Below are 11,751 nucleotides of genomic sequence, written 5' to 3'. Positions count from 1 at the left end.
TTTTTTGCGCTGCAAAAGTCGGAAATGTTTTTCTGTAAGGCCGTTAGAATGTCATTAGAACGGTATTAGAAAATCATTAGAGAAAGTTCTAATAAAATTTTAATCCGGGTCTAATGATTTTCTAACAGCCGTTCTGCTGCCGCAGGGCTAACTTTGCATAAAAAACTTATGATTCTGTTTGTTGATTATCTGATAAGGATGGGCAGCGCTTTTCTGGCCGGAGCGTTGATCGGGCTGGAGCGTCAGTGCAGGCAGCGCAACGCCGGACTGCGCACCAACATTCTTGTTTCTGTAGGGTCTGCCGCTTTCACGGTGTTGTCGTATGCCATAACGTCTCAAAACGGCGACCCTTCAAGAGTTGCGGCGCAGATAGTTTCGGGCATAGGCTTCTTGGGCGGAGGACTTATTCTGAAAGACGGATTCAACGTGAGAGGACTCAATACGGCTGCCACGATATGGTGTTCTGCTGCATGCGGAACTCTTGCCGGAGTCGGCTTCTTCTCAGAGCTGGCGGTCCTTGTTGCCTGTGTGCTTGTCACTCATTGCCTTTTCAGGCCTTTATGCCATTTTATCGAAACAAAGTTTGAGGGGGCGGCGTCGCTGACCGTAAAGGTGGAATGTGATAAGGAGTCGCTTGACGCCGTAAGGAATATTATAACGAACACCTTGCTTTTTGGCGAGGCAAGGGTCAATGAACTGTTCTATAAGGAGGCTGATGGCGTGTTTGTCGTGTTCTGTGATTTTGAGGCACGTGGTGATGACAGGACTTTGTCAGAACTGATAATACGGCGGCTGCAGGCTCATGCCGGCGTTATAAGTGCAGGCTGGCATCGCCGTGAACTGCGTGGCGGCGAATTGTAATTGTCCGTGCTGGCGCCCTTCTCCGGTTACTGCTATATGTGCGGAAGCTCAACTATAAAGGTTGTGCCCTTTTCTTTTTCCGAATGTACGGCGATATCGCCTCTGTGCAGACGTATAATCTTTTGTGAAAGTGCCATGCCTATTCCGTGACCTTCGGCCACTTTCTCCTGTTCGCCGCGGTAGAACAGCTTGAAAAGGTGCTGCTTGTCGGTGTCAGACATTCCCATGCCGTCGTCAGAACAGCGCACCACTGCGCATTTGTCCCAATAGGATATTTGTATGAACGAGGAGTGGTCGGCCGAATATTTGCAGTTGTTCTCGATGAGGTTTGAGAATGCTATTGACAGCAGATAATGGTTGCCGTTTACGGTTATCAGACTGTCGTCTTCGGCTTCTTCCTGTTCGAATATTATTTCTACATGGTAGTCAGGGTGTGCCCTCAGGATAAATTCTCTGACGTCGAGCAGCAGTTCGTCCAGGCGTATGTGCTCCATCTTTATCTGTTCCTGCTGATAGTCGGCCTTGGCAAGATTCAGAAGTCCGTCAATCAGTTTGGTCATGCGTCTTGCGTCGTTAAGTGCGTTTAGTATTGTCGTGCGGTATTGCTGGCAGCTGCGTTCTTTCTGAGATGCTATGTCGAGCTCGGCAATCAGGGCTGCAAGCGGAGTTCTCAGCTCGTGCGATACGTTGCTGACGAACATCTTTTGTGCGTTGAACGAAACTTCTAGGCGGTTCAGAAGGGCATTGAATGTGGTGGAAAGCTCGCCGAGTTCGTCTTTCCTGTTCTTTACGGGCAGCCTTCTTGATATTTGCGACGCGGTAATGATGTCTGCTTCCTTTACAATCTCCCTTATCGGGCGCAGCGCAGTGCGTGCGAGTATGTAGCCTGTTGCGAACAGCAGGGTTAGACCTATGATGAACAAGACGAGCAGCGCATTCTTCAGTTTTGTCAAGTTGGCATATCCGTAGCCGTCGTAGGCGGCAGCCGTTACGATGTAGTTCTTGCCGTTGAGGGCGTAGAGCATGCCTATGCCCTGATATTTGCCTATATAAAACTCTATTTCCTTCTTGTTCAGGATGCTGCTTATCATCTGGCGGTTTTCCTTTATTATATCGTTCTGCACAGCGTCGTGATACAGCATCTTGAAGTCGGGCGTGTAAATGGCAACCTCTACTTCATTGATAAATTCCTTGTTGTTAAGGTAGATGTCCTGCATTGTCTTTGGGTCAACCTTGTTCTGCAGGAACAGATGTGCCTTTGTTATGGCTTCGCTTCTCAGGTCATGAAAGAAGGTCTTGCTACGGGTATGTTCGCTGACAATATAGATTAATATTGTGCACAGCAGGAAAACGGCTGCCGTGGCGCATGTGTTCTTTAATGTCAGGGCTGTGCGTATTTTCATGGCTTGTCGGTGAAGATAAAGCCTATTCCCGGCCTTGTGTGTATTAGTTTGATTTCAAATTCCTTGTCAACTTTCTTGCGGAGATAGTTTATGTAGACGTCGATAAAGTTTGTACCCGTGTCGAAGTGGGTGTTCCATACTTTCTCCGCAATCTCCGTGCGGCTTATAACGCGCTCGGCATTTTCTGTCAGATACAGCAGCAGGTTATACTCCTTGGGCGACAGCTTTATCATTACCCCGTTTCGCCAGACTTCCTTTCTCTTGAGGTTTATCGTCAGATCGGCATATTTCAGCTCCTCGGGCTGCTCTGTCGCGATGTTGGTGTTGCGCTTAAGCAGCGCCTTGATACGTGCGTTTAGCTCACGGAAGTCGAAAGGCTTAACCATGTAGTCGTCGGCTCCGGCATCGAAACCGTCGAGCTTGTCGTTAGTAGAGCCAAGGGCTGTCAGCATGAGTATGGGTACAGATGCATTGGTCTTGCGTATCTCCTTGCAAAGTTCAAAACCGTCCAGCTTTGGAAGAATAACGTCTGAAAGCACAAGGTTGAAGCTGTTGGATGCAAACAGCCGCAGCCCCATGGCACCGTCGTATGCCACCATCGTATGGTATCCGCTTTCCTCAAGTCCGGCTTTCAGCAGGTCGGCCACTCTTTTGTCATCTTCTATGATAAGTATGGATTGCATGGCTTATGAACTTTATGTTTCTGATGCAAATTTAATAATTAATCACGACTTATCACAGGTGTGTACAAAAAATATAAATTCTTGGAATTTTTTAAATAAGGCATACATATTCATATTAATGTGTATGCCCGCAGTTTTAGTATCGTCTTAAAATGTCAGTCGGTGCCGCTCTTGCATACGGTTATGCGCATCGCCTCTTTGTCGAACATTATGCCGGTGCGCTCGATGAAGCGGCTGAGCGTTCCCTCGTCGGCGAGAGCCTTGGGAGTGCCTACAGATATGGTGCCGCCCTGCTCCATAACCCATAAGATGTCGGCAAGCTGAATGACGAGTTCGAGGTCGTGCGACGACATGAATATCGTCTTGCCTTCCTCGCGGCACAGGCGTGTCAGCAGGAGCATTGTCTCCACCTTGCTCGGATAGTCGAGAAAGGCGGTGGGCTCATCGAGCATTATCACGGGCGTCTGCTGTGCAAGTGCCTTGGCTATCATCATCTTCTGACGTTCTCCGTCGCTTAGCGACATGGCGTTGCGCTTGGCCAGATGGGATATTCCGGCAAGCCTGATGCTCTCGCTTACAATCTCTTTGTCAGCATCATTGAGCGTTCCCCAGAATCCGGTGTAGGGCGTGCGGCCAAGTGCCACTATCTCCTCTACGGTGAAGTTTATCGACGACGGCCTCGACGTAAGCACCACGCTGACTATGCGCGAGAGGTCGCGCGGCGTGTAGCCCGACAGCTCGCTGCCGTTGATGACAATGCTTCCGCCAAGCCGTGGCTGAAAGCCCGACAGCGTTCTGAGCAGCGTAGACTTGCCTATGCCGTTGGTTCCGACGAGGCATGTCAGCTTGCCGCTCTTTATAGAAGCGTTGATGTCCTTTGCCACGGTGCGTATGCCGTCGTGTGTCTTGTATCCTATGGTAAGGTTGTCGAGCCTTATTGTGTCAGAAGTGTTGCTGTTGTTCATTGGTTAAGGATGTTGCGTGCATATTCTATTATTGTGTCGCGGCCTTTGGCAAAGTCGCTGTCGGTGAGCTGTACGTTATGGTCGGGCTCTATGCCAAACTCGGTGCAGTTCATGTCGCGGTCGTACATGGGGCATGCGCTGAAGCGCACCGACCAGCCGTTGGGCAGCTCGCTGCTGAAGGGCATGCCTGCGCCTCCGCCCGTCTTGTCGCCAATGACGGTTACGCCGGGGCAGCATTTCATATACTTGACAAACTCGTTGGCGGCGCTGAACACGGCCCTGTTGGTAAGCACGGCCACGGGCTTGTGCCATCTGAGTCCGCTCGAAGGCTTCAGCTTCTGCTCCTCCGGTTCGGAGAAATCGTTGTGGCCGGGGCCTGTCTTGTGCTGCATGTAGCCCACGAGAATCTCCTCGTCGGTGAAGCGCGACGCCAGGGTTTCGGCCGAGGTAAGCATTCCTCCGCCGTTGTCTCTCACGTCAACGATGAGAGCGTTGCACGTGGCGAGGTCCATCAGTATGTCGTTAAGATTGCCGCTGCCTATCGCGTTGGAGAACGATCCGCAGTAGATGTAGCCTATGTTGTCGTCGAGCTTGCGGTATTTTATGCCCGAAGAAATCTTGTAGTCGGTGCCGAGATAGCGCCGCTGCAGCGAGTCGCTGAAGTTGGCGGGATAGTCTTCCTTCCAGCTCCAGTAGCGCGACTGGTCGAACGAGGCGTACATGTTGACGTGTCCGTCGCGCAGTTCGCCGAGCATGTTGCCCAATACCTCAAACAGCTGGGTGCTCGTCATGCCGTCGTCTATCTGCCGGCTGTAGCGCGCATACACCTCGTTCCAGTCGAGTCCGTACTCGCTGTTCTTATAGTCGAAGAAGCAATAGTGTTCGTTCATTATCTTCCAGAGCGCCTCGAAGTTGCCGCGCGGGTCGTCGCTGTACTCCTCTTCGTCGACACACGACACGGCGGCAAGTGCCACGATGAGCGGAAGCAGAAAGTTTAAGACTCTTCTCATGGTACTATTTTAGTTATGTTGAACTGTCTGACAATGCCGATGAGCAGCATGTTAGAGTAAGAATGATATTTCAGGTTGTTCACCCTGGCCTGCTGGAAGTCGCCCATGTAGCCAAGGCGCAGCGTGGTGCGGCCGAGCGAGAAGTCGAAGGTGAGCATCTGGCGCAGCGACGGCGTGCTGCCGAAGGTGGTAGGCACGATGTTGTGGTCGTAGTTGCCGCGGCTGAAAATCTCGTAGTACGACTGTCCGTAGTTGGGGCTGAACATCATGCCGATGAGCGGAACGCTCAGCTCATAGCGCAGCGAGTAGTTGTGCTGCCACAGGCGAAAGCGGTATGTGGCGGCTGCCGACGGCGATATGTTGAGCGACAGGCGTGCCTGCGCAGGGTTGTTGCTGTTGCGCGTGTTGTAGAGAAAGCCCACGTTGACATCGGCCTGTGCGCCGGCCTTGACGTTGAGGCTGCCGTCGAAGAAGTTCCAGTTGTAGTGTACGCCGTAGCTGAACGTGTAGGCTCCGGCTATCTCGCCGCCGTTGCCCGAGCGGTTGTCGCTGTAGGACATGTTGCCCTGATGTACTATCAGGCGCGACCAGCGGCTGTCCCTGCGCTCGCGCAGCGTGTGTGAAATGTAGCGCAGCTCGGTGCCGCGATACTTCTCGGGCGAGAGGTAAGTGTCGAGAATGTTCACCGCCCCGATGCCTATCATCTGGGCGTTGGTTATTATCTTGTTGTTTCTTATGGTGTCGGGGGCATATACGTTGCCTGTGTTGAGGCTGCCGTGCAGCGCCATCCCGTCTTCAGGCCCGTTGCCGCAGGGCAGGGCACATGCCGCCGCAGAGGAGGCAAGCATGGCCGCGAGCGTTAATAGCTTAATTATCTTCATTGTCGTTGAAAAGGCTGAGCTGTCCTGTAATCTCGTCTATCACCTGCTGCTGGCTCTTGCCTGCATCGGGGTCGAGGTTCTCCTGTTGCGGTGTCTCTTCAGCCGGCTGCTCTTCAGGTGTGATGTCTTCAGGCTCCTGTTCGGGCTGTTGTGCCGGCTCAAGCTGCTCTATGCTCTCCGTCTCCCAGTTGGTTATGCGCTTGCCTTTGGCCTTGAATCCCTTTACGCCTACAAACTGTTCGGCCTCAATCTCCATCGTGCCGCGGAAGGCGTCGCGTCCTCCGAAGGTTACGAGGAAGCGCGGATAAGGCTCGTCGGTGAGCGCCACGAGCCGGCTTGCCGGGTTGTCGCTCACGTAGTTCTGCTTGCGCTTGGTGGCTTCCATGGTGAATCGCTTCAGGTAAGGATAGCCCTGTTGGTCGGCGTCGTAGAGCACGGCGGTCCACACCTTGTGCTCGTCGAACTTCTCGATAATCTTTATGTTGTCTTCATAATGGTTGTTGGCGTCGAAGTTGGTGAGATAGAAGTCGCCGTTGTCGAGCACCACCAGTATGCTGTCGTCCTCGTTAAACTCGCCGAGCAGGCGTCCGTGGCTGTCGTAGTTGAGTCGTTTGACGTCGGGGTCGAACCACACCTTGCGTCCGCCCAGCGTGCTGTGGCCGTGGCTCTTGAGCGATATGCGGTGCACGTTGAAGCGTGTCATCACCACGCCCTTTGCCCCGCGGCTCTTGATGGCAACCTCAGAGAAGTCTTTCTCCTTAAAGATGTTCTTCAGTCGCGGTGCCGGGTCGAGCGTAATTTTTATCACCTCGGCCTCGCCGTTGGGGTTGGCGGTGAAGTAAACCACGCGTGAGCCGGGCGTGCCTTGCGTGAACTCGTATTCGCGGTCGCGCGTAATGCTGGTCACGCAGAAGCGTTTCATGAAGTATTTGCCCTGCTTTCCGTCGCGGTAGACAACGTTGTAGACGGTGCGGCGGTCGTTCTTCTTGAACACGGCCACGTGCAGAATGTTCTTGCCCACGAATATCTTGTCGGCCACGCGCACCACCTTATACTTGCCTTCCTTGTAGAAGATGATGATGTCGTCGATGTCGGAGCAGTTGCACACAAACTCGTCTTTCTTCAGTCCGGTGCCTATGAAGCCGTCGTTGCGGTTGATATACAGCTTCTCGTTGGCCTCGATGACCTTTGTAGCCTCGATGGTGTCGAAGTTCTTTATCTCGGTCAGTCGGGGATGTGCGGCTCCGTATTTCTCCTTCAGATATCTGAACCAGTCGGCCGTAACCTCAACCATGTTGTTCAGCTTATGGTTTATGTCGTCCACTTCGGCCTTTATCTTGGCTATCAGCTCCTCGGCCTTGTCCTTGTTGAACTTCAATATGCGTGCCATCTTGATGTCCATGAGGCGCAGGATGTCGTCCTTTGTAACCTCGCGTATCATCTGCGGATAGAACGGCGTCAGCCTGTTGTCGATGTGCTCGCATGCTGCGTCCATGTCGGGAGCCTGCTCAAACTTGCGGTCTTTGTAGATGCGCTCCTCGATGAATATCTTTTCGAGCGACGAGAAGTGGAGCTGCTCGAGCAGCTCATGCTTGCGTATCTCGAGTTCCTTGCGCAGCAGGGCCATGGTGCGGTCGGTAGAGTGGCGCAGCACGTCGTTCACGGTCAGGAACTGCGGCTTGTTGTCTTCGATGACGCAGCAGTTGGGCGAGATGTTTATCTCGCAGTCGGAGAAGGCGTAGAGGGCGTCGATGGCCTTGTCTGACGACACGCCGGGAGCCAGGTGCACCTGTATCTCGACCTGTGCGGCCGTGTTGTCGTCCACCTTGCGTGCCTTTATCTTGCCCTTCTCGATGGCCTTGAGTATCGAGTCGATAAGCGTAGTTGTGGTCTTGCCGAAGGGTATCTCGCGTATCACGAGCGTCTTGCTGTCGAGCTTTTCTATCTTTGCCCTCACCTTCAGCGTGCCCCCGCGCTGTCCCTCGTTGTATTTGCTCACGTCGATGCTTCCGCCCGTCGGGAAGTCGGGATAGAGCGTAAACGGCTCGCCGTGCAGATAGCTTATGGCGGCGTCGCATATCTCGTTGAGGTTGTGCGGCAGAATCTTTGACGACAATCCCACGGCTATGCCCTCGGCTCCCTGTGCCAGCAGCAGCGGAAACTTTGCCGGCAGCGTGATAGGCTCCTTGTTGCGGCCGTCGTAGCTCAGCTGCCATTCGGTGGTCTTAGGATTGAACACCACGTCGAGCGCAAATTTAGACAGGCGCGCCTCGATGTATCGCGGAGCGGCGGCACGGTCGCCCGTGAGTATGTTTCCCCAGTTACCCTGGCAGTCTACGAGCAGGTCTTTCTGTCCGAGCTGCACGAGCGCGTCGCCTATAGATGCGTCGCCGTGAGGGTGAAACTGCATGGTGTGGCCCACGATGTTGGCCACCTTGTTGTAGCGTCCGTCGTCCATGCGCTTCATAGAGTGCAGTATGCGTCGCTGAACGGGCTTCAGTCCGTCTTCGATGTGGGGCACGGCACGCTCAAGGATAACGTATGATGCGTAGTCGAGAAACCAGTTCTGGTACATTCCGCTCAGATGATGCACGGCAGAGGCGTCAAACCTGTTGGCCGGCTTATAGTCAGAGTGGCTTTCGGGTTCGATGTCGTTGCTGTCGTCCTGAACGGGCATGTCCTGCTCTTCTATGTTTTCGGGGTCTTTAATATTGTCGTCCATGATGATGTATGTCTGTAGAAAAGATAATGCAAATCGGTGTGGCTTTTGCAGCCCGGCTTGTTTTAGCTTGATGCCTTCGTGCGGCTTATCTTATGCAAAGATAATGCAAATCGAATGCAGAACCACTAAACTTGTTTGTTGAAACATGTTTAAGTGTTATGCTGAGATGCCGCTTATCTTATGCAAAGATAATGCAAATCGAACGCAGAACCACTAAACTTGTTTGCTGAAACATGTTTAAGTGTTATGCTGAGATGCCGCTTATCTTATGCAAAGATAGCTAAAATCGGAGACAATGCAAAATAAATATTTTATTTTTTATATAAGGAGCGGCAGCGCGGCCTTATGCTGAGATGCCGTTGAGGACGGTCTGTGCGAGGTTAAATAAAGTTAACCGGAAATGCCCGTCGCCGTCCGTTTAACGCTCTCAGAATGCCCGTGCTGCTCAAGAATCAGGCTTCAGACATGAAAAACCGGCATAAATCGTGTTTTGTGTAAGTATTTGATAGTCAGTTGTTTATACTTGTTTGTGCGGTCTGCGGCGGCATGAGATAATGTAAAATACCGCAAATTGCGGTGTAAAACACTGTTTTTTCCACTGCAAAAGGCCATGTTTCGGTAGCCAAAAGGCATGCTTTTGCATCATGAAAGGCCGCATTTCATGTTTCAGGATGCCGGTTTTTGGTCGTTTCATGGCGTTTATGCCGTCCGCGAACCCATATCTCTCGGCGTAAGTTTTCTATTTCACAAATTTATATTGTCAAGAAAAACGAAAAACCGGCAGCCGTCTCCGTGTTAAATAAACATAACGCGCCGCATGGCGGCAGGCACCCGCCGGCACGGGCCAAGGACGAAATAAATATAATAATGTGTGTGAAAAAGTTTTGTGTTTCGGTAGCTTTGCATTATCTTTGCACGCAAAAGTGTTTATACGATAACTTTTTGTTGCCCTCGCAGAGGGCTTTTCTGTGAAATAAAAATTTAAGGTAAATAAACAACAATGGCACAAGAAGATGTTTTTAAGAAAATAGTGTCTCACTGCAAGGAGTACGGATTCGTGTTCCCGAGCAGCGACATCTATGACGGCTTGGCCGCAGTTTACGACTACGGACAGAACGGTGTTGAACTGAAAAACAATATTAAGGAATACTGGTGGAAGAGCATGGTGCTGCTTCACGAGAACATCGTGGGCATCGACTCGGCCATCTTTATGCACCCAACGATATGGAAGGCATCGGGACACGTTGACGCATTCAACGACCCGCTCATCGACAACCGCGACTCAAAGAAGCGCTACCGCGCCGACGTGCTTATTGAAGACCAGATAGCAAAATACGAGGAAAAGATAAACAAGGAAGTGGAGAAGGCCCGCAAAAAGTTTGGCGAGGCTTTCGACGAGGCTAAGTTCCGTGAGACCAACCCACGCGTGCTCGACAACCAGAAGAAGCGCGACGCCCTGCACGAGCGCTACAGCGAGGCTATGAACGCCATGGACCTCAACGAGCTGAAGCAGATAATACTCGACGAAGGCATCGTCGACCCGATCAGCGGAACAAAGAACTGGACCGACGTGCGCCAGTTTAACCTCATGTTCTCAACCGAGATGGGCTCTACAGCCGACAGCGCAAGCAAGATTTATCTGCGCCCCGAGACAGCACAGGGTATATTTGTAAACTACCTTAACGTGCAGAAGACAGGCCGCATGAAGATACCTTTCGGCATAGCACAGATAGGCAAGGCCTTCCGCAACGAGATTGTTGCACGCCAGTTTATCTTCCGTATGCGCGAGTTCGAGCAGATGGAGATGCAGTTCTTCGTTAAGCCCGGAACAGAGATCGAATGGTTCCAGAAGTGGAAGGAGACACGTATGAAGTGGCATCAGGCTCTCGGCTTCGGCGAGGAGAACTACCGCTTCCACGACCACGAGAAGCTGGCCCACTATGCAAACGCCGCTACCGACATCGAGTTCCGTATGCCGTTCGGATTCAAGGAGGTTGAGGGTATACACAGCCGCACCGACTTCGACCTGTCGCAGCATGAGAAGTTCTCAGGCCGCTCAATCAAATACTTCGACCCGCAGACCAACGAGAGCTACACTCCGTATGACATCGAGACGTCTATCGGCGTTGACCGTATGTTCCTCTCAATCATGTGCCACTCTTACTGCGAGGAGAAACTCGAGAACGGCGAGACACGCGTTGTGCTCAAGTTGCCCGCAGCCCTGGCTCCTGTCAAGCTCTGTGTGATGCCTCTTGTAAAGAAAGACGGACTGCCCGAGAAGGCACGCGAGATAATCAACAACCTGAAGTTCCACTTCAACTGCCAGTACGACGAGAAAGACTCTATCGGCAAGCGCTACCGCCGTCAGGACGCAATAGGTACGCCTTACTGTGTAACCGTTGACCACGACACGCTGAAGGACAACACCGTTACGCTGCGCTTCCGCGACACAATGGAGCAGGAGAGAGTCAGCATCGACGAGCTCAACGGCATTATTGAGGATAAGGTAAGCATTGCAAGTCTTCTTAAAAAGATACAGTAAATGAAGAAGTACAATATTTTTGCCCTTCTGATGCTGCTTATTGCACCGCTGTGCTTCATGGCCTGCAGCGAGAACGAAGACACCGTTGAGGAATTTCCCGACTGGAAAAACCGCAACGAGGCCTATTTTGACAATATCTACGAGAAGGCTATGGGCATTGAGGACGGCAGCTGGAAGATTATCAGAAACTACTCGCTTGAGGACACCATACCGGCCGGATATGCCGATCACATCGTGGTAGAGGTGCTCGAGGAAGGAACAGGCAGCGGATGCCCAATGTTCACCGACTCTGTGTTGGTGCACTATCGCGGACGCCTCCTGCCCTCAACTTCTTATTCCGAGGGATATGTGTTCGACGAGAGCTATGAGGGAGAGTTCAATCCTCAGACAGCTCTTCCTCGCCAGCTGTATGTTGGTGGCCTTATAGACGGTTTCACCACAGCGCTGCAGTATATGCACATAGGCGACCGCTGGCGCGTTTATATCCCTTATCAGCTGGGCTACGGATCAACCGGAAGCACCGGTATTCCGGCTTACAGCACGCTGGTGTTCGATATAGCCCTCGTGGCTTACTATCGTCCGGGAGTTACGCCAGACCCGTGGTATGCCAAGAAAGGCAAGTGGATAACAGAATAACACTTACGTAAAGATAATGTTCCTGGGGACGGACGGCATTATGCCGCT

General features: G+C 52.2%; 9 protein-coding genes. 3 read left to right on the top strand and 6 right to left on the bottom strand.

Annotated features, from left to right (window positions below; genetic code table 11):
- The first annotated feature begins 168 nt into the window (after window positions 1-168).
- Window positions 169-861: an MgtC/SapB family protein gene (locus tag ACZMIG_RS13495; RefSeq protein WP_021853419.1), complete on the top strand. Its 693-nt coding sequence runs from the start codon at window positions 169-171 to the stop codon at window positions 859-861.
- A 32-nt stretch (window positions 862-893) separates the two neighbouring features.
- On the opposite strand, the gene ACZMIG_RS13490 is transcribed toward ACZMIG_RS13495, so the two are convergent.
- From ACZMIG_RS13490 to ACZMIG_RS13465, 6 genes are all read right to left on the bottom strand, one after another.
- Window positions 894-2,264, bottom strand: coding sequence for a HAMP domain-containing sensor histidine kinase (locus ACZMIG_RS13490; RefSeq protein WP_487889692.1), 1,371 nt, complete (start codon window positions 2,262-2,264; stop codon window positions 894-896).
- A complete protein-coding gene (locus ACZMIG_RS13485) occupies window positions 2,261-2,947 on the bottom strand; it encodes a response regulator transcription factor (RefSeq protein WP_021853417.1) in 687 nt (228 codons plus the stop codon). The genes ACZMIG_RS13490 and ACZMIG_RS13485 overlap by 4 nt, the downstream gene beginning before the upstream one ends.
- Before the next feature lie 155 nt (window positions 2,948-3,102).
- Window positions 3,103-3,912 carry an ABC transporter ATP-binding protein gene (locus ACZMIG_RS13480; protein WP_482694052.1) on the bottom strand — a complete coding sequence of 270 codons (810 nt, stop codon included), beginning with the start codon at window positions 3,910-3,912 and terminating at the stop codon, window positions 3,103-3,105.
- The gene (locus ACZMIG_RS13475) at window positions 3,909-4,922 is read right to left on the bottom strand and encodes a S41 family peptidase (protein WP_021853415.1); all 1,014 of its coding nucleotides are present in this window, start codon (window positions 4,920-4,922) and stop codon (window positions 3,909-3,911) included. Before ACZMIG_RS13475 ends, ACZMIG_RS13480 begins: the two co-directional genes overlap by 4 nt.
- Window positions 4,919-5,710, bottom strand: a complete 792-nt coding sequence (locus tag ACZMIG_RS13470; RefSeq protein WP_487889703.1) for a DUF3316 domain-containing protein — start codon at window positions 5,708-5,710, stop codon at window positions 4,919-4,921. The genes ACZMIG_RS13475 and ACZMIG_RS13470 overlap by 4 nt, the downstream gene beginning before the upstream one ends.
- Window positions 5,711-5,789: 79 nt before the next feature.
- On the bottom strand, window positions 5,790-8,525 hold the full coding sequence (locus ACZMIG_RS13465; RefSeq protein WP_053397976.1) for a DNA gyrase/topoisomerase IV subunit A: 2,736 nt from the start codon (window positions 8,523-8,525) through the stop codon (window positions 5,790-5,792).
- Between the two features lie 1,000 nt (window positions 8,526-9,525).
- On the opposite strand from ACZMIG_RS13465, the gene ACZMIG_RS13460 reads away from it, so the two are divergent.
- Window positions 9,526-11,067, top strand: coding sequence for a glycine--tRNA ligase (locus ACZMIG_RS13460; RefSeq protein WP_125104823.1), 1,542 nt, complete (start codon window positions 9,526-9,528; stop codon window positions 11,065-11,067).
- Window positions 11,068-11,703, top strand: coding sequence for a BamJ family beta-barrel-assembly machinery protein (bamJ, locus tag ACZMIG_RS13455; RefSeq protein ID WP_125104822.1), 636 nt, complete (start codon window positions 11,068-11,070; stop codon window positions 11,701-11,703).
- Window positions 11,704-11,751 lie beyond the last annotated feature (48 nt).

The organism is Xylanibacter sp., assembly GCF_057607445.1.
The sequence above is the reverse complement of the archived record's forward strand: the minus strand, read 5'-3'. Positions and strand labels throughout refer to the sequence as shown.